This is a genomic window from Cupriavidus sp. GW822-FHT06G04, from assembly GCF_058799075.1.
Genome location: NZ_JBXALD010000001.1, coordinates 772,509 through 798,202 on the forward strand (window position 1 = coordinate 772,509; position 25,694 = coordinate 798,202).

Genomic DNA, 25,694 nt, shown 5'->3' on the forward strand with positions numbered 1-25,694 from the left:
AGAGGGAAACACCTCAGCAATCAAAACGACACCGCGCCTCAGGCCGCGTTGCGGATCGATGGCGCGCGCGTGCTGGCGCCGGCGCGTATCGCCGTGTCCTCGATCTCGGCGATCAGCGGCATGATGCGCTGCAGTTCCGCGCGGTTGTCCTCGTCCCATGGATGAAAGCCCGGCCGGAAGTAGTCGAACCATTCCGGAATCATCTTGCGCAGCACGCCCGGCGATCCCCACAGGAACTGGATCACGCTGCCAAAGCCGAGCAGCTTGTTGCGGCACGTCTTGTCCGCCATCACCAGCCGGACGTGGAACACGAATACCATCGCCCAGAACGTCAGCGTGGTGGTCAGCATCGTGAACGTGCGCAGGAAATAGCGATACGGGCCCGGTTTCATCACGACGTTCCAGACGTCGTAGGCCACCGCCTTGTGCTCGGTTTCCTCCAGCGCGTGCCAGGTCCAGACCTGCCGGTAGCCGGGCTCCGATTCGCCCATGTGGCGCGGGTCCGAAAGCATGCCGCCAGCCAGCATCGCGGTGTAGTGTTCGAGCGCGATGGTATGCGCCAGCTGCCACGACTTCGGCAGGATCTTGCGCAGCAGATTGAGCAGCCGCGCCACCACGTTGTCGAGCTTTGTCGCCGGCAGTCCCGCGTCGTCGAGCAGCCGGTTGTAGAGGATATGCTCGCGCGTGTGCATCGCCTCCTGGCCGATAAAGCCGGCCACCGCCTGCTTCAGTTCGGGATCGGTCACGCGGTCGCGATAGTTGCGCACGCTGTCCATGAAGAAGCGTTCGCCGGCAGGAAAGAAAATCGACAGCGCATTGATGAAGTGGGTGACATGCTGCCCGCGTTCGTGCCAGTCGCAAATGCGTTCCGGCGGAAGGTGTGGGTGCACGTCACGGCGGACAGGCATCATGATGTGAACTCCTGGTTCGAAGAGTGGTGCGCCGTGTCGGCGCGTTCAAGGAAACGCAGCAGGTCGGCCGCCACGCGCTGCGGGTCTTCTTCCATCGGGACATGGCCAAGACCCGCATAGCGGTGCAGCGTCACGTCGGGGATACGTGCCGCAAACTCCGCTGCGTGCGCGGGCGGGATCCAGCGGTCGCGCTCGCCCCACAACACCAGCGTGGGTTGACGCACGGCGCGCAGCCGCCCGGTGTCGAGCGCGTCGAAATCGAGCTTCGGCACCATGCGGCCCACCGCTTCGCGGCTGCCCGCTGCGTAAAAGAAGTCGACATAGCGCCGGAACGTGGCCTCGGGCACGCGCGCGGCATCGCCGTACACGTCGCGCGTGGCGGCGCGGATGATCCATTCCGGCAACAGCCACGGCGCCGACCAGCGCACCGCCGCGTGACGGAACAGGTCGATGTAGATCGGCAGCTTCATCGGAAAGCCCGCCGCATCGATCAGCACGAGCCGGTTGACGGCCGTCGGCCGGCGCGCGGCAAGATCCCACGCGATCAGTCCACCCAGCGAGTTGCCGACGAGCGTCGCGCGCGCAATGTTCACCGCCGCGAGGAACGCGTCGATAAAGGCGCGGTAGGCGTCGATGTCCATCGTCACGATGCGACCGTGCGAATCGCGCAACGGCCCGGTCAGGCCAAACGGCGCGAGATCGAGACGGATCACGCGGTAGTGCTGGCGCAGCGCCGGCATCACGCCTTCCCACGTATGCAGCGACGCGCCGAAGCCATGGATCAGCACCAGCGGCTCGCCCTCTGGCACGCCTTCCTCGGTGTAGTGCACCAGCGCGCCCATCACCTGCACCCAGCGCGATGCGGGCAGCGCGTAGCGGCGCGCCAGCGTGTCGCGCGACAGGCTGAACAGCCCGACGCGCCCCTGGCCGAACCAGCGCGTGAACGGGCCGGGCGGCGCCTGCAACGCCGCCTCGCGCGGCAACGCGGCGCGCGTCATGCGCGTTCTCCACTGCCTGCCGGCGCGCCCGCGGCGTCCGGCATCAACTGCTTGCGCTTGCGCCGCGTCTCGCGCACCACCAGCGACTGGTACGCGGCCGGCAGCAAGCGCGCCATCGCGTCGGCCGCATAGGCGTCCGGCCCGATCAACACGCGACGCTTGTTGGCGCGCACGCCGGCCAGGATCACGCGCGCCGCCTTGTCCGCCGTCGTGATGAAAAACTTTTCGAATTCCTCGCGGCCCTGCTGCGCGTCGCGCACCAGTAGACCATTCACGCTTGGCGACACGCGACTGGCGCGCGCGATGTTGGTCTTGATGCCGCCGGGATGCACGGTGGTGGCCGACACCCCGCAGTCCATCAGGTCCAGTTCCTGGCGCAACGATTCGGTAAAGCCGCGCACCGCATACTTGCTGGCGTTGTAGGCGCCCATGCCGGGCTGCGCGAACAGGCCGAACACGCTCGACGTGTTGACGATATGGCCTTCGCCGCTGGCCTTCAGATGCGGCAGGAACGCCTTGGTGCCATGCACCACGCCCCAGAAATTGATGCCGATGATCCATTCGAGATCGTCGTAGGCCATGCCTTCCACGGTGCTGGAAAGCGCCACGCCAGCGTTGTTGAAGATCATGTTGACGCGGCCATGCGCGCGCACCACCGATTCGGCCCACGCATGCACGGCGGCGCGATCGGCCACGTCGACGCGGTCGGTGGTCACCTTCACATCGGGCGCGGCGCGCTGCACGTCGACCAGCGTCTGCGCCAGTCCGGCTTCATTGCAGTCCGACAGCGCCACGTGGCAACCCGCCTGCGCGAGCTGTACCGCCAGGCACCGGCCCATGCCCGAGCCCGCGCCGGTGATCGCGGCAACCTTGTTGCGGAAATCCTTCATGCATGTCTCCTGTCGATGGTTCTGCTGTTCTGCTGTTCTGCTGTTCTGCTTTTCTGACGATGCGGCGTGCCGGCGCCGATGTGGGACGCCGGCGCGCTTTCAGGCGCGCACGGCAGCCGTGGATGGGTTCGGTTGGGCAAGCGGCTCGACGCTGGTGTGGCGCACTGGCCAGCGTTCGTAATCGGCCATGCGAAAGCGCTGTGTCGCGCGGCGGAACTGCCATGTGAATCCGGGCCAGAGCGTAGTGTTCTTGTTGCTGCGCGGATCGATGTACCAGCTGGCGCAGCCGCCCGCCGCCCAGATCGCATGGCCGAGCTTCTGCTGGATGCCGCGATTGAACGACGCCTGCACGGGCGGCCGCACGTCGACTGCCTGCACGCGTTCGCGCCGCATCTGGCGCAGGGCGTCGAGCACGTAGGTCACTTGCGACTCGATCATGAACACCATCGAGCTGTGTCCGAGCCCGGTGTTCGGTCCAACGATCAGGAACAGGTTCGGAAAACCGGCCACCGTGGTGCCCAGGTACGCCTCGGCGCCATCGCGCCACGCATCGAGCAGATCGCGCCCGTCGCGTCCGACGATCACGCCACGCGGCAACGGATCGGTCGCGTGAAAACCGGTGCCGAAGATGATCGCGTCGGCTGGCCGCCGCGTGCCGTCGCGCATCACCACGGCGTCGGCTTCGATATGGTCGATGCCCGTCGTCACCACATCGACATTGCTGCGCGACAGTGCCGGGTAATAGTCATTGGAGATCAGCACGCGCTTGCAGCCGATGGTGTAGTCCGGCGTCAGCGTCTGGCGCAGGCGCGGGTCCGCCACCTGCTTCTTCAGATGACGACGCGCCACGCGCTCCACGGCCTTCATCAGCTTCGGATGAATGACAAAGCCGAGCACGCGCGATTCCAGCATCCAGTACAGGCCGGTGCGCATCAGCGTTTGCGTGAACGGCAGGTGCCGGAACAACCAGCGCTCGGCGCGGCTCACCACGCGGTCGGGCTTGGGCATGATCCACGGCGGCGTGCGCTGGTAGAGGTCGAGTTGCGCCACCTGCGGTGCGATCTGCGGCACGAACTGGATCGCGCTGGCGCCGGTGCCGATGACCGCCACGCGCTTGCCCTGCAGCGGATAGTCGTGACGCCACTGCTGCGAATGAAACGTGGTGCCGGCAAACGATGCGAGGCCGGGAATATCAGGAATCGACGGACGGCTCAGGCCGCCCATGCCCGAAATCAGCACGCGCGCCCGCACGCGCCGCCCGTCGGCCATCTCCAGCCGCCAGACCGCCGCCGCGCCATCCCATTGCGCATGCCGCAGTTCGTGGCCAAAGCGCAGGTGATCGCGCAAGTCGAAGCGATCGGTGCAGTGCTCCAGATAGCGGCGGATTTCCGGCTGCGTGGAAAACATGCGCGACCAGTCGGGATTTGGCGCGAACGAAAACGAATAGAGATGCGATTGCACGTCGCACGCACAGCCGGGGTAGTGGTTGTCACGCCAGGTACCGCCCACCGAATCGGCCTTCTCGAAAATCAGGAAGTCATCGACGCCCGATTGCTTGAGGCGGATACCCATGCCGAGCCCGGCAAAGCCGCTGCCGATGATGGCGATATCGCATACCACCTCGGACGATGGCGCTTGGGACAGGTGGCTTGGCAGATCCACGGGTGCATTCATTGGGGCGCATTCCAGTGGGGCGCATTGACGTCGTCGTAGCGGCAGAAGCGGCGACGTGACATCAATGACACCGTTGATTGTGACATTGTTCGATGTCATCCTAGGCACCGATGTCCGGCCGGTCAATCCGCTGGTTTGAAGAATTGCTCTATTTCCGGGGGTTTTCCAGCGACTGAGGCATCACATGAAACGGCGCGCACGACAACAAAGCGGCACGGACCAAGGCGGTCGGTCGTGCGTTTGAAACCCATGCGACAAAGAAAAAATCTTCGGCCGCTTCGGCAGAATCGCAACGCTGTCATGGCAGTGCGTACCCAACGCTGCGCGGCACGCCATCGCATAGAAGAAAAGACACACGGAGACAACATGCCCACACCATTGCGCCGCGCGCCGCATGCGCCGCCGTCCCATCCGTCGCGCCGCCAGTTTCTGAAGGTCGGCGCGGGGTTTTCCGCAGCCGTCGCGTGCAGCGCGCTGCTGCCCGGACTGACCGGCTGTTCGACCTCGGAAACGCCGCCGCATCCCGGCATGGCCTTCCTGCGTCCCGCGGACGTGGCGCTGTTTCGCGCGCTGCTACCGGCCATCGCCAGCGATCTGCAGCACGTCGAAGCGAAGGTGCGCGATGCGCGCATTGCCGCCGCGCTCAAAAACATCGACGGCACGCTGGCGGCGATGGGACAAAACGGCCAGCACGAACTGCGCAAGCTGCTGGACCTGCTGTCGAGCACGCCATTGCGCTGGGCGATCGCCGGCGTGCGCTCGCCGTGGGACCAGGCGACGCCCGAGCAGGTGCGCGCGTTCCTGGCGCGCTGGCGTGCCAGCCGCCTCGCCACACTCAACGCGGGCGGCGTGGTGCTGGTCAAGCTGACCAGCGTGGCCTATTTCGTGATGCCCGACACGTGGCAAGCGAGCGGCTATCCCGGCCCCAATCCCGCGGTCTATCGCGCCCTCCACAGCTGAGCACCCGACCATGGCCATCAACGATATCTATAGCGCCGGCATCGCGTCCGGCTGGAAGGTTCTGGACGCCGCCACCTTCACCGCGCCGCGCACATTCGACGCCGACGTCGTGATCGTCGGCACCGGCGCGGGCGGCGGCATTGCGGCCGAACGGCTCAGCGAGGCCGGACTCAAGGTGCTGATGGTGGAAGAGGGCGGCCTGCACACGTCCGACAGCTTCCGCGACATGGACGAGGCGCGCGCCTATCGCGAGCTGTATCAGGAGGCGGCGGCGCGCGCGACGTCGGACGGCGCCATCGCCATCCTGCAAGGCCGCTCGGTCGGCGGCAGCACGACCGTGAACTGGTCGTCGAGCTTTCGCACGCCGCCACAAACGCTGGCGCACTGGGCCGCCGAGCACGCGGTGAACGGCCATGGCGAAGCCGACATGGCGCCGTGGTTTGAAAAGATCGAAGCGCGACTCAACATGGCGCCGTGGGCAATGGATGCGAATCCCAACAACGCGGTGCTGCGCGCGGGCTGCGAGAAGCTCGGCTGGGAATGGCATGTAATTCCGCGCAACGTCAAAGGCTGCTGGAATTCGGGATATTGCGGCTTCGGGTGTCCCGTCAACGCCAAGCAGTCGATGCTGGTATCGACCATTCCCACCGCGCTCGCGCACGGCGCCACGCTGGTGCATCGGCTGCGCGCGCGCGCGATCGACCACGACGGCAAGACGGTGCGCGGCCTGACCGCCGATGCCATCGGCCACGACGGCTACACGCCCACCGGCATCGCCGTGACCATCCGCGCCAAGTACGTGATCGCGGCCGGCGGCTCGATCAATACGCCGGCGCTGCTGCTGCGGTCGCGCGTGCCCGATCCGCACGAACAAACCGGACGCCGGACATTTATTCATCCGGTGAATTTAAGCATTGCGGAAATGCCAAATAAAATCGATCCGTACTATGGCGCCCCGCAATCGGTGGCATCGGATCATTTCCAATGGCGCGATGGCGCCACCGGCCGCATGGGCTTCAAGCTCGAGGTGCCGCCGATGTTTCCGGGCATCAGCGCCGGGGTGTTCAATGCAATTGGCGACGACCTGCAGCGGGAGATGGCGGCGCTGCCGCATACCAACGCGATGCTGGCACTGCTGCGCGACGGCTTCGTGGCGGAAAGTCCTGGCGGGCGCGTGCGCGTGGCCGACGATGGCAGTCCGGTGCTCGACTACGACCTCGGCGACTACGTCTGGGATGGCGTACGGCGCGCGTATCTGAGCATGGCCGAAGCGCAGTTCGCGGCGGGCGCGCTGCGCGTGCGTCCGGCCCACCTCGATGCGACGTACTACAAAAGCTGGGCGCAGGCGCGCAAAGCCATCGACGAACTGCCTTTGAAAAAATTTCGCGCGCTGCTGTTCACGGCGCACCTGATGGGCGGCTGCGCGATGAGCGACGACCCAAAACGGGGCGTGGTCAACAGCGCCGGCCAGCATCATCAACTGTCGAATCTTTTTGTATTCGATGGATCGGTGTTTCCTACCAGCATCGGTGCCAACCCCCAATTGTCAGTGTTCGCTTTGACGGCGCAGAATGCTGACTCGTTTGCCCGGACCATCACGGCGTGATGCGTGTATCGACATGCAGAATTGTGGCTTGCAATTTAGAGCAAGTCCTCGAAAAATGGTCTTGTGAAACGGACGGAGTCGTAGATAGGCTCCCTACAACCGTTTCAAGCATCCGTATGCCGATAGAGCTCGGAGCCAAGGCGGTCGTGGATGAAATTTTTTTGCAGGGGTCCACAGCGGTATTTGAGCGAGAGACGCCCCCATGAAGACCGGGAAAACCACGGCAGGAGATACCAAGGCTCGCATCCTGGATGCGACCGAGAAGTTGTTCATCGAGGTAGGCTACGAAGCGACATCGCTCAGGCAGGTGACTTCCCGCGCGATCGTCAATCTGGCCGCCGTCAATTATCACTTCCGCAGCAAAGAAATCATGATGCAGTCGGTGCTTGGGCGCCGGCTGGATCCGCTCAATGTCCGCAGGCTGGCCTTGCTCGATGCATGCGAGGCGCGCTGGCCGGGTAACGAGATCCGCTGCGAACACGTGATGGGCGCACTGTTCGTGCCCGCGCTGCAGATGGCGCGCGAGCCCGAAGTCGGTGGGCCGTCGTTCCTGCGCCTGCTCGGGCGCGTGTATTCCGATACGTCCCCGTTCATCCAGTCCTGGCTGATGGGGCACTACGCGCCCGTCTTCGGCCGCTTCTTCGAAGCGTTTGCGCGCGCGTTGCCCGACGTGCCGCGCCAGGAGCTGGGCTGGCGCCTGCATTTCGCGCTCAAGGCGCTGGCCGGCGTGCTGGCTGGCGACGAACTCGGCAACCTGATGCCGGCGTTCACGCAAGGCAAGCGGATGAGCGATGCGCAGATCCTGGCGCAGCTGACATCGATGGTGGTGGCCGCCCTCAAGGCGCCATCGCCCGCGATGCAGGAACTGGGCGCGCTGCAGGAGGTGTTCGAAATCGGCGAGACCCAACACGCCGACGAACAGGCCCAGCTCGCCGCGATGGCCGCTACGGTGGAGAGTGAAGCCCAGCAGGCCGCCGCAGCCACGGCCGCCGCGATGGGCCGCGCCCGACGCAGTGCGCGCGCCGTCCGCAACGAGGGCGCGACGCGCTCGGCCACCGCCAGCATGGCAGTGCGCCGCGAGCACTGCGCGACTTTCCCCAGCAATCCGCTCGACGACTGGATGCGCACCCGCCCCCGGACCTAGCCGCACGCCGCGGCGGTCTCCACCAGGACCGCCGCGCATGCAGCAGCGAGCCGCGACGGCACCCGTCGCTTTCGATTCCGACAACCTGATTCGCCACGCAACACGCGAGGCGTGACCCCGCTGCGCGCCACGGTTCCGGTGCGCGTGTCACCCGCCGTCACCGGACAGGCGGGAGGGCTGCGTCTTGCCAAAAATAATGGAGACACGCAATGAAGCAGCTGTTTGTGATCGCCGCGTTTGGCGGTGTGCTCGGATGTCTGGCGGCGCCGACTGGCGCGCTGTTCGAAGCCCACGCGCAAGGCGCACCCGCCGCGCAGAGCGCGCGCGCACCCACCCCGTACGATGGCTTGCCGACTTCGCAGCAGACCGCGCTGTTCGGCAAGCAGATTGCCAACGGAGAACTCGCGGCGATGTCCGACGCGCAGGTGATCGCGGTCTTCGAGGCACTGCAGCCCGAGGCGCTGCTGACGTGGGCGCGGCAGGAAATCAACCGCTATCCCGAATACGAATACTGGATGACGCGCCAGGAACGGCTCAACGGCCAATGGCAGGACAAGCCCGCGCGCATGATGATCCGCTACCGTCATCTGCCGCGGCAGCTCTATGCGAAGTGGCTGCCCAACGGCGCGCAGTCGGGCCAGGAAATCATCTACGACGAAACCAAGCGCAAGGATGAGATGTACGGCCACCTCGGCGGCATCATGGGCTTCACGTCGATCTGGACCGCAATCGACGGTACGCTGGCCAAATCGCAATCGAACCACACGGTGCGCGACCTCGGCTTCCAGTTTGTGTTGTCGATGCTCGAACGCGATGCCAGGACGCTGCGCGCCGCGGGGCTTTCCGAAAAATACAGCCGCGTGGAGATCGTGCAGGAGCACGGTGCGCGCATGGTGGTGCTGACATGGGACCTGCCCGAAGGCGCGCCGAAGTATTACGCCAAGAAAGTGCAGCTGATGTTCGATCTCAAGCATCCGTGGCCGCGCGCGGAAACCGCGTGGGACGCCGACGGCAATATGGTCGAGAAGATCGTGTTTGAAAAGGCCGTGAAAAAGACCTTCGACGCATCCGCGTTCGATCCCGGCAACAGCGAATACAAGTTCTGACGCTTCCGCGCTGCGCATGGCGACCGCAATGCATCCGCCATGCGCGCACCGCGCGAAGACCGGGCGTTTGAATTCGTCCGCATACGGCAGCCCACGCGGTTTGAACAGGAACGGCAGCCGCTTTGCTGACAACGGTACACGGCTCCGCCACGGTGTTTGGAACGAGCGCTCTATTGCGCGCAGGCGATTGAAACGCGAGATTCCGACCACCGTGCGAGCTTCCGGAATAGCCCGGGCGCCGGTCATAAGAACGAGGAGACAACCATGCAACAGTCGAATATTCGACGCACCATTTTCGCCTTGGCTGGGGTAAGCCTGACGATCGCACTCGCGGCCTGCGGCGGCGGCGACGGAGAACCGGGCGGCACCACCCCGCAGGCCGCCGCGCAGCAGTGCGCGGCCAATGGCACGTGCACGCCTTCCGGCCCCACCGTGAACCAGCCGGTGGCCGCCATGTGTCCCGCCACGCTCGACTACAACACCACGTACACCGGCGGCTCCGGCGCCGGGGAATTCGTGAAGATCCAGCTCGACAGCGCGAAGGGCACGTACCGGATCCAGATTCTCGAATCGGCCGTGCCCAAGAGCGTCGGCACCGTGTATCCGACGCGCGCCGGCGTGACGCTGACCGGCACCATGACCCATCCGTCCAAACCGCTGCCGACCGAGGCGCAGAACAACTGTGCGTACGAACTGAAGACCGTCACCGCTTCCGACGGCATTTCGGAGGCCGTTATCGATCCCGCGCATCCGCCGATCCTGTTCGTCGGCAATGGCGTGGCCGGCGGCGGCATTCCCGGCGCGACCATCGCCTACGATCCGGGCCTGGGCGGCATCGGCACGATTCCATCGACCACGTTCCCGATGTATCCGGTGCTGGCGTTCGCGCAGACCGAGACCGATTTCAGCAAGGTCGCCGGCACCTACAACGTGCTCGGCTATCACCTCGTGCCATCGGGCGGCGACTTCACGCAGATCGGCGTCAACTTCGTCCCGGCGATCTCGCGCGCCGTCGAAACCCTCAAGGCCGACGGCACATGCACTGCCGCGTCGGGAGACTGCGTCACCACGGGCCACGCATGGGAATTGCGCCCCGGCAACGACGGCGCATTCGAGAGCAGCGACCCGAGCAGCCTGCAGCCCTATCCGTATTTCTACAAGTCGGCCTGGCTGCCCGGTGCGAGTTCGCTGGCCAAGGGCGTGCTGATCGTGGGCAAGCTCGAAGGCAAGCTGGTGCCGTTGCTGGTTCGCGTTGGCTACGCGCGTGTCGACCTGCTCGCGGGCGTGCTTAGCGTGGACGACGAATCGGGCATCGCGCTGCTGTCGGCCACCACCAACACCTCGACCTCGGTAACCAACGGCGGCTATATCGGCTCGGGCAGCGATTTCAAGTACACGGCCTCGTCGCTGCACGACAACACCGGCGTCTGGATCGATCCACAGGATCCGTCGCTGACGCCTACCGGCGGATTCCAGATGGACTTCACGCAGGCCGTGAAACCCGGCGTGGTGGCAACCGTCGACAACAGCGGCCGCACCGGATCAATCATCACCACCGGCCCGGTGTACGCACATCTGTTTGGACCAGACGCCAACCCGACGTTCCGCGTCAACGCGGTGGCCAGCCGCTAGCCGGCCACCGTACAGCATCGCCACACCTACAAGAAAGCCCCAAGGAGACACCATCATGCAGGAACTGCCGCAATCGCTTCGTCCGCATGCCGCCACCGCGCGGCGCACCTGGGTGCCACGCATCGCGCTGGCGCTCGCCACGCTCACCATGCTCGCCGCGTGCGGCGGGGGCGACGGCGGTGGCGGCGGCACATCGACGCCCGCTGCGGTGACGCCGCGCCTGTGCCCGGCATCGGTCGACTATTCGACGCCGTACATCGGCGGCACCGGCTCCGGCGAACTGGTCAAGGTGCAGATCGACACCCAGGCCAAGACCTGGGCCGTCACGTTCCTCGATTCGTCCGTGCCACGCAACACCGGCACGGTCTCGCCGACGCGCTCGGACCCGACCAGCGGCCAGAACGTGATGACCGGCACGCTGGCGCAGGAAACCACGCTGCCGACCGACAAGCTCAATCAGTGCGCGTTCGTGTTGCAGGGCGCGAGCCTCGATGCCTCGCGTCCGGCCAAGCTGTTCCTCGGCGAAGGCGTGATGGGCGGCACCATCCCGGGCGCGCGCATCCAGTTCAACGGACTGCTGGGCGCGGGCGCGGTGCCGGACACCACGTTCCCGTACTTCCAGTTCATCGGCTTTGCGCAGACCGAGACCGACCTGAGCAAGATTGCCGGCGTCTACAACGGCTCTGGCTTCCACGAAATCCCTTCCAAGAACTTTGCGCAGGTGGCGCAGGACTACAGGATGTCGCTGGCTGCCGACGGATCGTTCACGGTGTGCGACAACAAGGCCGGCGGCGCCTGCAAGCAGAAGGGCAACAAGTTCGCGCCGCAAGCCAACGGCACGCTGCTGTCGACCAACTACGAAGGCGAACAGCCACCTAGCCTGGGCGGCGTGATGGGCCGCGCGTATCTGATCGTCGGCAAGCTGCGCGGGCAGTTGGTGCCGGTGATGATCCGCGTGGGCTATGCCAGCGCCGACAAGTTGCCGCTGGGCGCCGATGACGAGATCGGCATCGGCATGATGGCGCCGGCGGTATCGGCGGTGCAGGGCAGCGTGAACGGTGAGTACATCGGCGTGGACAGCAACTTCGAATACAAGACCACGGCGCTGGTGGGTGCCGATGCGGCAATGCTCGATCCCTTCCATGCGTCGGACGCCACGCGCGCGATCGCGCTGAAGCTCGACTTCTCGCAGACCACGCCCGGCATCGTGACCACCACGCGCAAGGAAGGCACGGCGGGCATCACGGGCAAGTTCATGTTCACCGGCGGCGTATTCGGCTTCCTCGAAAACCGCAACGGCAGCCCGTATTTCACGATCGGCGCGTTCGTCGAATAACAAGACCGGGGAGACATAACCATGCAGATGAAGACCGACATGCGCCGCGCGCTGGCGCGGCTCGCTTCCGGCGCGGCCGCCATTGCCGCCGCCACCGCTATCGCCGCCATCACCGCCGCGCCCGCGCATGCGCAGAAGGCCGGCGACAACGTGGTGTCGGCTGGCTGGTTCCACATCCAGACCTTCGGCACCAGCGGCCCGCTGACCACCAATGTGGTCGACGTGCCGATCAACTATCCGCTGGGCTTGCCGTCGTCGTTCAGCGCGCCGGGCAGCGGCCTGTCGTCATCGAATTCGGATACGCTCGGCCTGACGTTCAGCCACTTCGTCACGGACCATATCGCCATCACCGGGGTCGGCGGCATTCCGCCCACCTTCAAGATCTACGGGCACGGCGAATTGATTCCGCCCGGGCCGGCCGGTGCGCTGGGTCGTCAGAGCCTTGGCGATCCGTCGCTGAACCCGATCATCACGCGCGCGCGCCAGTGGAGCCCGGCTGCAATGGTGCAATACCACTTCCGCTCGCCGGGCGTGTCGTTCCGGCCGTTTGTCGGCTTGGGGGTCTCGTACAACTTCTTCACCGACATCAAGGTCAATCCCGCGTTCGCCGAATCGGTGAACAACAACCTCGGCGCGATCCTGGCCGCGGGCGCCGGCATTCCGGGGCCCACGTCGGTCACCGCCGATGCGTCGTCGTCGTGGGCGCCGATCTTCAATCTGGGCGGCACCTACAACTTCAACGAGCACTGGGGCGTGACCGGAGCGGTCACCTACATTCCGCTGAAGTCGGAATCGACCATGACGATCAAGGCGTCCGACGGCACCGTGCTGTCGACATCGAAGACCACCTTGCGGCCGAATCCGCTTGTGTTCTTCCTGGCGGCGACCTACAAGTTCTGAGCACGCGCTGCGCCGCTGCCGGCGCGCACAAAAAAACAAAGGGCGAAGCTTTTGCGGCTTCGCCCTTTGTCATGGCTGTGACGCCCGACGATTACTGCGTCGTCGTGGCGCCCTGCGGTGCCGGCTGCTGCGCCACCGTGCCGGTTTCATTGAGCCCGCCACCCAGTGCGCGATACAGATCGATCGAGTTGGTCAGGCGCAACTGGCGCGCCTGCACCAGCGCCTGCTCCGCCGAGAACAGCTGACGCTGCGCATCGAGTTCATCGAGATAACTGGCCACGCCGCTGCGGAAGCGCAGGCGCGACAACTCGTAGCGCGCAGCTTCCGCGTTGCGCTGCTGCTCCTGTCCCGCCACCTGCTCCTCGAGCGTGCCGCGCGCCACCAGCGCATCGGCCACTTCGGCAAACGCGGTCTGGATCGTCTTCTCGTAGTTGGCCACCTGGATGTTCTTGCGCACGTTGGCCAAGTCCAGGTTCGAGAGGTTGCGGCCGTAGTCGAAGATCGGCAGCACCAGTTGCGGCGAGAACGACCACACGCCTGCGCCGCTGTCGAACAGGCTCGTGAACGACGTGCTGATGTTGCCCGCGCTGGCGGTCATCGTGATGCGCGGGAAGAACGCCGCGCGCGCCGCGCCGATGTTGGCGTTGGCGGACAGCAGCGCTTGCTCGGCCTGGCGGATGTCCGGACGCTGCGTCAGCAGCTCCGAGGGCAGGCCCTCGGGGATGTCGCTAATGATGCGCTCGTCGGACAGGCGCATCGGCGCCGGCAGGTTCGGGATCTCGGCGATGGGCTTTCCGACCAGCACTTCCAGCGCGTTCTGCGCCTGCGCGCGCTGACGCGCGAGCTGGGCGGCGGACACGCGGGCCTGGGCCACCAGCGACTCGTTGTCGCGCAGGTCCAGCGCCGACGTGGCGCCGGCATCGAAGCGCTTCTTCGCCAGCTCGAACGTGTTCTGGCGCGCCTCCAGCGTCTCGCGTGCCAGATCGTATTGCTCGGCGGCGGCCCGCTCGGCCAGGTAAGCCTTGGCCACCTCGGACACCAGCGAGATATACGCGGCGCGGTGCGCCTCCTCGGTCGAGAAGTACTGCGCCAGCGCGGCGTTCGACAGGCTACGCACGCGGCCGAAGAAGTCCAGCTCCCATTGCGTCACCGACAGGCCCACCTGGTACACGTTGCCCGTGAACGACTGGTTCACGCCCGACGTGGCGCCCGAAAAGCGCCCCCGCTGGAAGCTCGCATTGCCGTTTAGCGTCGGCAGCAGGTCCGCACGCTGGATCTGATACTGCGCGCGCGCTTCTTCGATGCGAAGCGCGGCGGTGCGCAGGTCGCGGTTGTTTTCCAGCGACGTCGCAATCAGTTGCTGCAGACGCGGATCGGTGAAGAATTCACGCCAGCCGATATCGGCCGCGCGACGTGTTTCGCCGGTCTTCACCTCGGCCGTGGCGTAGCCTTCCGGCGCCGCCGGATAACCGGCCGCCACCGGCGGGGCAGGGCGATCGTAGTGCGGCGCCAGCGTGCAGCCGCTCATCACGCCGGCTGCCAGCAGCAATGCGGTCAAAATCTTTGTCATGGTCAAATTTCCTTCTGGCTTTCCAGACGCGCATGTTCACGTTCGTGCTGGGCCTTGCTGCCCTTGAAGCGGCCGCGCACCACCACGAAGAACACCGGCACCAGGAAAATCGCCAGCACCGTAGCCGTGATCATGCCACCCATCACGCCGGTACCGATAGCGCGCTGGCTGCCGGACCCGGCGCCGGTGGAAATGGCCAGCGGCAGCACGCCCAGGATGAACGCCATCGACGTCATCAGGATCGGGCGGAAGCGCAGATGCACGGCCTCCAGCGTGGCGTCGATCAGGCTGCGTCCCTGCGCCTGCAAGTCCTTGGCGAATTCGACGATCAGGATGGCGTTCTTCGCGGACAGGCCGATCGTGGCGATCAGGCCCACCTTGAAGTAGACGTCGTTGGGCATGCCGCGCAGCGTCACGCCCAGCAACGCGCCGATCACGCCCAGCGGCACCACCAGCAGCACCGCCACCGGGATCGACCAGCTTTCATAGAGCGCCGCCAGGCACAGGAACACGATGATCAGCGACAGCGTGTAGAGAATCGGCTCCTGCGAGCCGGCCAGGCGCTCTTCGAACGACTGGCCTGACCATTCGAAACCAAACCCGGGCGGCAGCTTCGCGAAGTTTTCTTCCATCACGCGCATGGCTTCACCGGTCGATTTGCCCGGCGCGGCCTGGCCTGCCAGCTTGACCGCCGGCATGCCGTTGTAGCGCTCCAGACGCGGCGACCCCATGATCCACTGCGACGTGGAGAACGCGGCAAACGCCACCATGTCGCCATTGGCATTGCGCACGCGCAGCTTGGTCAGGTCATCGGGCAAGCGACGGTCCGCACCCTCGGCCTGCACGATCACGCGGCGCACGCGGCCTTCGTAGATGAAGTCATTCACATACGACGAGCCGAACGCGATGGACAGCGTCGAGTTGATGTCCGCCACCGAAACGCCGAGCGCGCGTGCTTTCTCGCGGTCGATGTCGATGCGCAGCTGCGGCGCGTCTTCCTGGCCTTCCGGACGCACGCCCACCAGCGCCGGCGACTTCGCAGCCATCCCCAGCATCATGTTGCGCGCTTCCATCAGCTTGGCATGGCCCTGGCCGGTACGATCCTGCAGGCGGAAGTCGAAGCCCGACGAATTGCCGAGTTCGGAAATCGCCGGCGGATTCAGCGGGAAGATGATCGCGTCCTTGATGAACGACAGCGTGCCGAACGCGCGGCCCACCAGCGCCTGCGCGGTCTGGTCCGCACCGGGTCGCTCCTTCCAGTCCTTCAGGCGCACGAACGCGATACCGCCGTTCTGTCCGCGTCCGAAGAACGAGAAGCCCGCCACCGTGATCATCTGGTCCACCACCTTCGATTCCTTCTGCAGGTAGTAGTCCTCGATCTGCTTGAGCACGCCGATCGTGCGCTCCTGCGTGGCGCCCGTGGGCAGTTGCACCACGGTGATCATGTAGCCCTGGTCCTCGTCGGGCAGGAACGACGACGGCAGGCGCTTGAACAGCACCACCACGCCCGCGATGATCACGAGATAGATGATCAGGTAGCGGCCCGAGCGCTTGAGGATGCGCGCCACAAGGCTCTGGTATCCGGTGGATGCCGTATTGAAGGTGCGGTTGAACCAGCCGAAGAAACCCTTTTTCTCGTGGTGATGGCCAGCTTCCACCGGCTTGAGCAGCGTTGCGCACAACGCGGGCGTCAGCGTCAGCGCCAGCAGGGCCGAGAACGCCATCGACGAGATCAGCGACAGCGAGAACTGGCGATAGATGTTGCCCACCGAACCAGAGAAGAACGCCATCGGGATGAACACGGCGGTCAGCACCAGCGTGATGCCGATGATGGCGCCGGTGATCTGGCCCATCGCCTTGCGTGTGGCTTCGCGCGGCGAGAGACCTTCCTCGCTCATGATCCGCTCGACGTTTTCCACCACCACGATCGCATCGTCCACCAGGATACCAATGGCGAGCACCATGCCGAACATCGTCAGCACGTTGATCGAGAAGCCGAACGCGAGCATCGCGCCGAACGTACCGAGCAGCGCCACCGGGACCACCAGCGTCGGAATCAGCGTGGCGCGGAAGTTCTGCAGGAACAGGTACATCACCAGGAACACCAGCACCACGGCTTCCAGCAGCGTCTTGACCACTTCCTCGATCGAGATCTTCACGAACGCGGAGGTGTCGTACGGCACGCTGAACTCGTAGTCCGGCGGGAAGAAGCGCGACAGCTCTGCCATCTTCGCGCGCACCGCGGTGGCCGTGGCCAGCGCGTTGCCGGTCGGCGACAGCTTGATGGCGATGGCCGAGGCCGGCTTGCTGTTGATGCGCGCCAGCGTCGAATAGTCGGCGCCGCCCAGTTCCACGCGGCCCACGTCCTTGATGCGCACCGACGAGCCGTCCGGATTCACGCGCAGCAGGATGTTGGCGAACTGCTCCGGCGTGGTCAGCCGGCTTTCGGTGCTGACGGTCGCGTTGAGTTCGGTGCCTTTGGGCGAAGGCGTGCCGCCGAGTTCGCCGACGGCCACTTGGATGTTCTGCTCCGACACCGCGGCGGTGACGTCCAGCGGCGTGAGGTTGTATCCGGTCAGCTTGGCCGGATCCAGCCAGATGCGCATCGCGTACTCGGTGCCGAACAGGTCGGCCGCGCCCACGCCGGGCACGCGGCGGATCGAGTCCACCACCTGCGCCGACACGAAGTTACCCAGTTCGATCGCATCCGAATTGCCGGATTTGGACGAGACCGTGATGAACATCATGTAGTTGTTGCCGGCCTTGTCGACCCTGACGCCCTGTTGGCGCACTTCCGCCGGCAGACGCGCTTCCACGCGTTTCAGACGGTTCTGCACTTCCACGGAGTTCAGGTCGGCGTTGGAGCCGGGCGCGAACGAGATGTTGATCGTGGCCAGGCCCGACGATTCGCTCTGCGATTCGTAATAGAGCAGGTTCGGCGCGCCGTTGAGCTCCTGCTCGATGGGCGTGATCACCGAATCCTCGATCGTCTTGGCGGACGCACCCGGGTAGGTGGTGCTGACCGTGATGATCGGGGGCGCGATATTGGGGTACTGCGCGATCGGCAACTGCAGGATCGCCAGCACGCCGCCCAGCGCGATGATCAGCGCGAGCACCCACGCGAACACCGGCCGGTCGATAAAAAACTTCGCCATGAATCTGGCTCCCTAAATATTCTTGGTAGAGGGCGGGATCAGCCTTGCTTGGCCGCGGACTTTTCCTGAGCCGCGGCATCCTTGCCGGCGGCGGGCTTTTCGTCCTGCGCGGTCGCGGGCGCCGAGGCCGGCGCATCGGCGGTCTTCGGCGCCTGGAACGGCACGGCCTTGGCCGGCGCGCCGGGGCGCACCTTCTGCAGGCCCTCGACGATCACCTTCTCGCCGCCCTTCAGGCCCTCGGTCACCACCCAGCGATCGCCCACGGCCTGCGGCGCCTTGACGGGCAGCGCGGCGACGTTGCCGTCCGCGCCCACCACCAGCACGCTGGCGCCCTGGGCGCTGCGGATCAGCGCGCGCTGCGGAACGGTCAGCGCGTTCTCGTCGACGCCCTGTTCGATCTTCACGCGCACGAAGGTGCCGGACAGCAGCTCGCGGCGCGGATTGGGGAATTCCGCGCGCAGCGTGATGGCGCCGGTGGTCGGATCCACGGTCATGTCGGAGAACAGCAGCTTGCCGGTGGCGCCGTATTCCTTGTCGCTGGCTTCCGGAAACAGATGCACGCGCGCGCCGTTCACGCCCTTGACCTTGCCGGACTCGATCGCGGCGCGCAGGCGCGCCACTTCGGAAGCCGGCTGCGTGAAGGTCACCCAGATCGGGTCGACCTGCTCGACGGTGGTCAGCTTGGTGGCCTCGCCCTTGCCCACCAGCGCGCCTTCGGTGACCAGCGCGCGGCCCACCCGGCCGGAGATCGGCGCGGTTACGGTGGTGTAGCCGAGGTTGATCTGCGCGGTGGTGACGGCAGCCTTGGCTGCGGCGATGTCGGCGTTGGCCTGGCCGGCGGCGGCGACCGCCTCGTCATATTCCTGCTTGCTGACCGCGTTCACGGCCACCAGCGGCTTGTAGCGCTCCGCTTTCTGGCGCGCCGACACGGCGTTGGCCTCGGCGCGTTCGAGCTGCGCCTTGGCGGACGCCAACTGCGCCTGGTACGGGGCCGGATCGATGCGGAACAGCACCTGGCCAGCCTTCACCTCGCCACCTTCGGTGTAGTTGCGCGACAGCACGATGCCTTCCACGCGCGCACGGACTTCCGCGGTGCGCACGCCTTCCAGGCGGCCGGGCAATTCGTTGACAACGGCAACGGCGGACGGCGTGACGGTGACCACACCGACTTCCGGCGGCGGCATGGCACCCTGCGGCGCTTTCTCGCCACAGGCGGACAACGCAAGTGCGGCCGCTGCAACAGCAGCAGCGGTGGCTACGCAACGGATACGTTGGGACTTCCTCATCGATAACCCCATGATGGCAATTTGAAATTTGCCGCATCGTCCTCAACGTGGAGCGTCATGGACAACGCGCCCCGGGGGCGGAGTGCGGCGGCAAAACAGTTGATTCTCTTCGGCAGGGCTCGGGGCCGAGGTGCCGTGGCAGGCACCAGACGACGCCAAAAAACGGTTTGGTCGAATTCCGAGCAAGCGCGTAGTATAGATACATTCGCGCATGTATGTAAGAGTCAGTTTGAATTGAGGGCTCTTTACAACACATCGCACCAATTGCGGGCAGTGGAATGCTCCCGTCGTGCGAGCAGGATTGTTCCAATCACGGTACGATTCGGCCCGCCGGTGCCAATGGGCATTCTGGAGAGAAACTCCCTCGTTCATCGCGAGGGCGTCAGGAGACCCGGGCGGCAAACCACTGCCCCGGGGAAAAAGGAAATGGTCAGACGTACCAAGGAAGAAGCGCTAGAGACGCGCAATCGGATTCTGGATGCGGCGGAAGCCGTCTTCCACGCCCGCGGCGTGGCGCGCCCGTCGCTGGCGGACATCGCCGAGGCAGCAGGCGTCACGCGCGGCGCAATCTACTGGCACTTCAAGAACAAGAGCGACGTGTTCGCCGCGATGTGCGATCGCGTCAACCTGCCGGTCGAGGCGCTCTGCGCGCCCGAGCGGCTGGCCAAGCAGGAAGATCCGCTGGGCAGCATCCGCGACATCTGCGCCTTCGTGTTCCGCCAGACCGTGATCAATCCGCAATGGCGGCGCGTGTTCGAGATCATCTTCCACAAGTGCGAGATGGTGGAAGACAACGGCGCCATCTTCGAGCGCCAGCGTCAGTCGCACCAGGAAGGCACGGTCAAGATGCGCGAGCATTTGCGCCTGGCCATGGAGCGCGGCCAGTTGCCGGCCGATCTCGACCTGAACCTGGCGGTGATGGCGTTCCACGCCGCGATCGGCGGCGTGCTGGCGCACTGGCTGTTTTCTCCGGAAGACTTCGAACTGGGCCGCGAGGCCGAGCGCCTGGCCGACGCCTTCGTCGACACCCTGCGGCTTTCGCCGGCGCTGCGCGTCGGTTACGTGCCGCGCCCCATGGCGCCGCTCGACGCGGAAATGGCGGCGCTGTGCGAACGCCAGCCGCAGCACCTGCTGACGGCCTGACACCGTTCAGCCTTCAGCCGTTCACCCCTTCAGCGCGTCGTGCCAGCGCGCAAGAAACGCCTTCTTGCGCAGCGCGTCCTGCGCTGCCAGCAAGCCCGGTCCCACGCTGATCGGCTTGAGCGCATAGCCAAGCCGTTCGGCCAGCGCATTGGCGGTGTGCGAACTGTCCGTATCGGTCCGGATCGTATAGAGCTGCGAACTCGACTGGCTCAGCAACGCCTGGCCTTCGCGCGACAGCACGAAATCGAGCCATAGCCGGGCCGCATGGGGACGGGGCGACTTACGCGCGATAAACGCCACGCGCGACATGACCAGCGTGTAGTCGCGCGGCGCGATCACGCCGATGGCGGCGCCGCGTTCCATCAGCGACAACGCATACGAGCCAAGCAGGTTGTAGCCGAGCACCAGTTCACCGCTGGCGATGCGCTCGATCATGTCGGCCGTCGACGCCGACAGTTGCACTTTCGCGCGGCCCAGCGCCTGCGCCAGATACCAGAATTCGCTGCCCATGCGTGCATCCTGCTGCGCCAGCAGATAGCCCACGCCGGAGCGCTCCACGTCGTACGTCACCACCTTGCCGCGCCACTGCGGCGCGTGCTCCTGCAGCAGCCGCGCCAGACCGCTGCGGCTGCCCGGCACATGCGCGCCGTGAAAATGCCGGCGGTTGTAGACAATCACCGCCGGTTCGAACGTGGTGCCCCAGGCCTCGTCGCGCCACACCGCCCAGCTTGGCAGGCCGCCGCGTTCGGGCGAATCGTAGCGCTGCGCATAGCCGTCGTTGACCAGCTTGATCTGCAGATCCATCGCCGTGCTCCACAGCACGTCTGCATAGTCGGCGTCGCGCGCGGGCATGGTCGGGCCGAGACTGGCGGTTTCCGCCACGAAGCGGTTGTGCAGGTCGAGCGTGTTCAGGTCCTGGTAGCGCACGCGAATGCCGGGGTAGCGCGCTTCGAACGCCGTGATCAGCGGCTGCACCACTTCGAGGTCGGTCGATGCATAGACCGCCACCGCGCCTTCGCGCTGCGCCCGCGCGATGATCTCGACATAGTCGCCCGGATAGCCGGCCGGCACACGCGGCTGCGCCAGCGCCAGCGCCGGCAAACCAGCGGCCACGCCGCCGCCCGCCAGCAGCAGTTGGCGGCGCGTTGCACTGAAGGCCGGCGGCGGGATGTGGGGTGCGGTGGACACGAGATCGGAAGGAAGGGGCAAATCGGCAAGGCGTGAAGCGGGACGCCCGATTGCCAATCAATACAGATCGATGGCTGGCGCGGATACCGGACGCGCGGTGCGGAGGTATTATAGGCGCCCGCGGCGCGCACTGGCGCGGCTGCAAGGCATAACGAGACTGGGTGAAGGAGACCGGCATGCGCATCCTGCTGGTGGAAGACGAAGTGGAACTGGCCCGCTGGGTGGCGCGCGCGCTGGAGCAGGGCGGCTTCGTCATCGAGCATGTCGCCGATGGCCTGCAGGCCGACGCGCGCCTGATGGCCGAGGAATACGACGCGGTGGTGCTCGACCTGCGCCTGCCGGGCAAGGATGGACTGGCCGTGCTGAAGACCATGCGCGGGCGCGACGACCGCACGCCGGTGCTGATCCTGACCGCGCAGGACACGCTCGACGAACGCGTGCGCGGCCTGAACCTTGGCGCCGACGACTACCTGCCCAAACCGTTTGCCATCGCCGAACTCGAAGCGCGCATCCTGGCCCTGATCCGCCGCAGCCGAGGCCGCGCGCATCCGCGCCTGCAATGCGGCACGCTGGTGTTCGATGGCGAAACCCGCAGCTTCACGCTCGGCGGCGCACCGCTGTCGCTGACGCCGCGCGAATCGACGCTGCTCGGCGCCTTGCTGGCGCGCAGCGGCCAGCCGCTCACCAAGGCGCAACTGCTCGACAAGGTGTTTTCGCTCGATGCGGACGTGAGCCCGGACGCCATCGAAGTGCTGGTCTATCGGCTGCGCAAGAAGCTGGCCGGCCACGGCGTGACGATCGTCACGCTGCGCGGCTTCGGCTATCTGCTGGAGCCCGAGGCGCTGGACACCCCGCCCGCGGGAGCCTGACATGTGGCCACGCAGCCTGCGCCAGCGTGCTCGTCTGCCGGTGCGGCTGTGGCTGCGCGGCAGCCTGCGCCGCCAGTTGCTGATACTGCTGGTGCCGGCGCTGGCGCTGATGATGGCTGCCGATACCTGGTTCACCTACGGCACGCTGCGCGATGCCGCCAACACCGCCTACGACCGATCCCTCTATGGCTCGGTGCGCACCATCGACAACGCGATCGGCATGGCCGGCGAAAGCGTACAGCTGACGTTGCCGGACGCGGCCATGGAGATGTTCGAAACCGCGGCGCAGACCCACGTGTTCTATCGCATATCGATGGAACGCGGTGGCGCGGTGGACACCGTCACGGGCTATGACGACCTGCCGCTGCCGAGCGGCGCGCTGGTCAACAATCAGCCGCGCTTCTACGACGCGGTGTATCGCGGCGACCCAGTACGCATCGCAGCCATGGCGCGTCCGGTCTACCGGCCCGACGCGCACATGCGCGTGATCATCCAGGTCGCGGAAACCGCCGAGCCGCGCGCGGCGCTGATCGGCAACGTGTGGCGCAGCGCGCTGTTGCGCGACATCGCGCTGATCGTGCTGTCCGCCGTGATCCTGGTGGGCGGCATCACCTACGTGCTCAAGCCATTGCAGCGCGTGCGCGACGATGTGCGCGCGCGGCCTGCCGACGACCTGACGCCGCTCGAATTCGATCGCGTGCCGGTGGAGGTGCGCCCGCTGGTCGACGCGATCAACCTGCATGTGTCGCGTTCCGAAGCCATGGCGCAGTCGCAGGCGCAGTTCATTGCCGATGCGGCGCACCAGTTGCGCACGCCGCTGGCCATCCTGAAGACCCAGGCCGAATTCGCGCAGCGGCAACTGCAAACGCGCGATCCCACTCCGGGCGCGCAGGCGGCCGCATCGGAAGCGGTGGGCGGCATCGTCACGCAGCTCGAACAGGCGGCGCGGCTGACCAATCAACTGCTGGCGCTGGCACGCGTGCGCCAGCCTGCGCGCGATGCGTCCGCGCACGATGAAGAAGCCGGCGTGATCGACGCGGTGGCCGTCGCCGAACAGGTCGCGCTCGACTATCTGCCGCTGGCGCGCGGCCGGCAGCAGGATTTCGGCTGGGAGCGTCCCGCCGGCCTAAGCCTACCGGTGCGCGCCGACGCCGCGCTGCTGCGTGAAGCACTGGCCAACCTGGTGCACAACGCGATCCAGTATTCGGGACGCGGCAGCCGCATCACGCTGTCGGCCGCGCGCGTGCAGCAGCGCGCGCTGCTGGTGGTCGAGGACGACGGGCCCGGCATTCCCGAGGCCGAACGCGAAAAGGTGTTCGCGCGCTTCTATCGTCGCGTCGGCAATACGGAACCGGGATCGGGGCTGGGGCTCGCCATCTCGCGCGAGATGGCCGCGCGCTCGGGCGGCACGGTCACGCTGCGCGACGGCTTGCAAGGACACGGCCTGCGCGCGGAGCTTGCCCTGCGCATCGCCGACGCCGATCTCTGAGGCGCGTCAGGGCTTGGTGCGCTGGCCCGCCGGATTCCCACTCATCACCGCATCCTTGCACGGATCGTCGCGGTCCATGGTCGGCACGCGCACCACGGTGTCGAATCCGGCGTCAGGCGAATCGGTTTCCAGATAGCCGACGCTCAGCACGCGCGTGGCGTCACCCGGCAGCCAGCGCGGCACGCCGATATCGCGCCGCACGTGGCCGTTGCCAGCAATCAGCACCGCGCCACGCTGCGCGTAAAGGCGCAGCGTCTGTGCCATCACTGCGTCACGCGCGGCCTGCGCGTCGAGCATGCCGGGCAGCATCGCCTTCGGAAAATGCCCGCAGTGGCCAGCATCGAGCACTGCGGTTTGCGCGCTGGCGATGTCCTGCGGCAACGGCTTGTCCAGGCCGAGCGCCGTCAGTTGATCCGGGGCGAACACTTCGCCGTATCCGTTGCGCACGATCCTGAAGGCGTCGGCGCGCGACAGGTTGGCAGCCAGCAACGGCAGATCGTATTGCAGCGCCAGCGCAATCACGGGCTTGTACAAATCCCAGTCCCAACCACTCTTGTCGCCCGCTGCCTGCGCAATCAGATAGTCGACGTCGCGCGGACGCGTGCGGCGGGCGCGGTCGATATCGGCCTGGCGTTCGCGGTCGAACTGTTCCATCGCGATGGCCGGGCGCCAGCCCGCCTCCACCGCGTGCGTCAACGCCTGCAGGCGCTGCCGTTGCGCCGCCGCGCTGTCGTGCACTTCGCCCAGCAGCACATACGATTTGCCGCTGAATGCGCGGCTCACCGTCTCCGGTGTCGGCATCGTGGCGGCGCAGCCGGACAGCGACGCGATCAGGATTGCAAGCTGAACGATCGAACGGGTCATGGCCGCGCGCTTTCCGGTTGCGGACGCGGCGATGCCTGCGCCTGCGTGGTGTCAGCGGGATGGCCAGCGGGATGGCCAGCGGGATGGTCAACGGGATGGCCTGCGTCGGCGGCGCTTTCGGGCACGTAGACCATCGAACCATCCTTCATGCGGTACGCGACGCCTGCCTTGACGCCGTCGCCGCTGCCCGTCTGCCCGTTGGCCTGGTAGCGCACGATCTTCTCGCCATGGCGCGACACGATTTCCATGTTCGGCTTGCCCGGATTGGTGATGATGGTCACGTCATTGTGCGTGAATGGATTGAGCGGATTCTGCGCGATGGTCACCAGCAATGCGGCGATCACGACCAGGAACACGTCGATCAGATTGACCACCGACAGAATCGGATCGTCGGCCTCGCTTTCGTCGAGAAACTTCATGGCTCCACGTCCCATTGCGGCCGGGACTGGCCCAGCCAGACCAGTTCCTCGGCCAGCCAGCGCCGGCGCACATTGACCACCCAGAACGTGATGCTGGCCGCGATCAGCGCCAGGATCACGGCCGAGAACGCGATGGTCAGGTTCTCGCCGACATTGGCCAGATTGCCGCCCGACAGGCTCTTCAGCGCGGGTCCCATCGGAATCATGGTGGCTACCAGGCCGAGCATCGGCGCTACGCGCGTGGCGATGCGCGGGCGCTCCAGAAGACGGTGCGCCGTCACGTCGAGCGCATCGGGATGAGTCACCTTGTTACGGCGCGCCCATGCCACCAGCAGGTAGCCGCGCCCCGACTCGATCGGGTGGCGTTGGCGCAGCCACGCCTGCATCGCAAACTCGCCGAGCGCCCAGAATGCGTAGAGAAACAGCAAGCCGATCAGCACCAGCGTCGGGTACAGAAACAACTGGCCGACGTCGTACATCAAGGTTTCAAGCAGGCTTGGCGTCATGGGCGCATGGCTCCGTTCTATTCGTATGAACAATCAATTGGCCAGTTT

General features: G+C 66.1%; 20 protein-coding genes and 1 pseudogene. 10 read left to right on the plus strand and 11 right to left on the minus strand.

Annotation, left to right across the window (positions count from 1 at the left end):
• Window positions 1-38: 38 nt before the first annotated feature.
• From AC1RKI_RS03580 to AC1RKI_RS03595, 4 genes are all read right to left on the minus strand, one after another.
• Complete coding sequence (locus AC1RKI_RS03580) at window positions 39-911, minus strand: metal-dependent hydrolase (protein ID WP_492793810.1); 873 nt, start codon at window positions 909-911, stop codon at window positions 39-41.
• The gene (locus tag AC1RKI_RS03585; protein WP_061957448.1) at window positions 908-1,909 is read right to left on the minus strand and encodes an alpha/beta fold hydrolase; all 1,002 of its coding nucleotides are present in this window, start codon (window positions 1,907-1,909) and stop codon (window positions 908-910) included. The genes AC1RKI_RS03580 and AC1RKI_RS03585 overlap by 4 nt, the downstream gene beginning before the upstream one ends.
• Entirely contained in the window at window positions 1,906-2,799 is an 894-nt protein-coding gene (locus tag AC1RKI_RS03590) for an SDR family NAD(P)-dependent oxidoreductase (RefSeq protein ID WP_150981738.1), read from the minus strand. Before AC1RKI_RS03590 ends, AC1RKI_RS03585 begins: the two co-directional genes overlap by 4 nt.
• A gap of 99 nt (window positions 2,800-2,898) precedes the next feature.
• On the minus strand, window positions 2,899-4,473 hold the full coding sequence (locus AC1RKI_RS03595) for a flavin-containing monooxygenase (protein WP_061957446.1): 1,575 nt from the start codon (window positions 4,471-4,473) through the stop codon (window positions 2,899-2,901).
• 366 nt (window positions 4,474-4,839) lie between these two features.
• On the opposite strand from AC1RKI_RS03595, the gene AC1RKI_RS03600 reads away from it, so the two are divergent.
• The 7 genes from AC1RKI_RS03600 to AC1RKI_RS03630 all read left to right on the plus strand — a co-directional run bounded on the left by AC1RKI_RS03600 (window position 4,840) and on the right by AC1RKI_RS03630 (window position 13,157).
• Window positions 4,840-5,433: a hypothetical protein gene (locus AC1RKI_RS03600; protein WP_061957445.1), complete on the plus strand. Its 594-nt coding sequence runs from the start codon at window positions 4,840-4,842 to the stop codon at window positions 5,431-5,433.
• Window positions 5,434-5,443: 10 nt separating this feature from the next.
• Window positions 5,444-7,039 (plus strand): GMC family oxidoreductase, encoded by a 1,596-nt coding sequence (locus AC1RKI_RS03605; RefSeq protein WP_227458616.1) that lies wholly within the window; start codon window positions 5,444-5,446, stop codon window positions 7,037-7,039.
• Window positions 7,040-7,241: 202 nt separating this feature from the next.
• Complete coding sequence (locus tag AC1RKI_RS03610) at window positions 7,242-8,183, plus strand: TetR/AcrR family transcriptional regulator (protein ID WP_061957443.1); 942 nt, start codon at window positions 7,242-7,244, stop codon at window positions 8,181-8,183.
• A 209-nt stretch (window positions 8,184-8,392) separates the two neighbouring features.
• The gene (locus AC1RKI_RS03615) at window positions 8,393-9,289 is read left to right on the plus strand and encodes a DUF1571 domain-containing protein (RefSeq protein ID WP_492793806.1); all 897 of its coding nucleotides are present in this window, start codon (window positions 8,393-8,395) and stop codon (window positions 9,287-9,289) included.
• 264 nt (window positions 9,290-9,553) lie between these two features.
• Window positions 9,554-10,921: a DUF2957 domain-containing protein gene (locus AC1RKI_RS03620; protein ID WP_150981733.1), complete on the plus strand. Its 1,368-nt coding sequence runs from the start codon at window positions 9,554-9,556 to the stop codon at window positions 10,919-10,921.
• 55 nt (window positions 10,922-10,976) lie between these two features.
• A complete protein-coding gene (locus AC1RKI_RS03625; RefSeq protein ID WP_492793804.1) occupies window positions 10,977-12,257 on the plus strand; it encodes a DUF2957 domain-containing protein in 1,281 nt (426 codons plus the stop codon).
• Window positions 12,258-12,278: 21 nt separating this feature from the next.
• Window positions 12,279-13,157, plus strand: coding sequence for an OmpW/AlkL family protein (locus tag AC1RKI_RS03630; protein WP_223505896.1), 879 nt, complete (start codon window positions 12,279-12,281; stop codon window positions 13,155-13,157).
• Window positions 13,158-13,248: 91 nt separating this feature from the next.
• Here the strand turns inward: AC1RKI_RS03630 and AC1RKI_RS03635 are convergent, their stop codons facing one another.
• Genes AC1RKI_RS03635 through AC1RKI_RS03645 form a run of 3 tightly spaced genes read right to left on the minus strand, consistent with a single transcriptional unit; the run spans window position 13,249 to window position 19,168 of the window.
• The gene (locus AC1RKI_RS03635; protein WP_492793802.1) at window positions 13,249-14,727 is read right to left on the minus strand and encodes an efflux transporter outer membrane subunit; all 1,479 of its coding nucleotides are present in this window, start codon (window positions 14,725-14,727) and stop codon (window positions 13,249-13,251) included.
• 2 nt (window positions 14,728-14,729) lie between these two features.
• Window positions 14,730-17,882, minus strand: coding sequence for an efflux RND transporter permease subunit (locus tag AC1RKI_RS03640; RefSeq protein ID WP_492793801.1), 3,153 nt, complete (start codon window positions 17,880-17,882; stop codon window positions 14,730-14,732).
• A 38-nt stretch (window positions 17,883-17,920) separates the two neighbouring features.
• Complete coding sequence (locus tag AC1RKI_RS03645; protein ID WP_061957437.1) at window positions 17,921-19,168, minus strand: efflux RND transporter periplasmic adaptor subunit; 1,248 nt, start codon at window positions 19,166-19,168, stop codon at window positions 17,921-17,923.
• Between the two features lie 426 nt (window positions 19,169-19,594).
• On the opposite strand from AC1RKI_RS03645, the gene AC1RKI_RS03650 reads away from it, so the two are divergent.
• Complete coding sequence (locus AC1RKI_RS03650; RefSeq protein WP_061957436.1) at window positions 19,595-20,311, plus strand: TetR family transcriptional regulator; 717 nt, start codon at window positions 19,595-19,597, stop codon at window positions 20,309-20,311.
• A gap of 21 nt (window positions 20,312-20,332) precedes the next feature.
• Here the strand turns inward: AC1RKI_RS03650 and AC1RKI_RS03655 are convergent, their stop codons facing one another.
• On the minus strand, window positions 20,333-21,439 hold the full coding sequence (locus AC1RKI_RS03655; RefSeq protein WP_061957472.1) for an ABC transporter substrate-binding protein: 1,107 nt from the start codon (window positions 21,437-21,439) through the stop codon (window positions 20,333-20,335).
• A gap of 236 nt (window positions 21,440-21,675) precedes the next feature.
• On the opposite strand from AC1RKI_RS03655, the gene AC1RKI_RS03660 reads away from it, so the two are divergent.
• Window positions 21,676-22,368, plus strand: a complete 693-nt coding sequence (locus tag AC1RKI_RS03660) for a response regulator (RefSeq protein WP_061957435.1) — start codon at window positions 21,676-21,678, stop codon at window positions 22,366-22,368.
• A gap of 1 nt (window position 22,369) precedes the next feature.
• Entirely contained in the window at window positions 22,370-23,857 is a 1,488-nt protein-coding gene (locus AC1RKI_RS03665; RefSeq protein ID WP_150981730.1) for a sensor histidine kinase, read from the plus strand.
• 6 nt (window positions 23,858-23,863) lie between these two features.
• Here AC1RKI_RS03665 and AC1RKI_RS03670 read toward each other — a convergent pair whose 3' ends face one another.
• From AC1RKI_RS03670 to AC1RKI_RS03680, 3 genes and pseudogenes are all read right to left on the minus strand, one after another.
• Window positions 23,864-24,721, minus strand: a complete 858-nt coding sequence (locus AC1RKI_RS03670) for a ChaN family lipoprotein (protein WP_492793798.1) — start codon at window positions 24,719-24,721, stop codon at window positions 23,864-23,866.
• 110 nt (window positions 24,722-24,831) lie between these two features.
• A pseudogene (locus tag AC1RKI_RS03675) lies at window positions 24,832-25,140 on the minus strand (DUF2149 domain-containing protein); the annotation flags it as partial.
• A complete protein-coding gene (locus tag AC1RKI_RS03680; protein ID WP_061957432.1) occupies window positions 25,137-25,646 on the minus strand; it encodes a MotA/TolQ/ExbB proton channel family protein in 510 nt (169 codons plus the stop codon). The gene AC1RKI_RS03680 and the pseudogene AC1RKI_RS03675, both read right to left, overlap by 4 nt.
• Window positions 25,647-25,694: the final 48 nt, after the last annotated feature.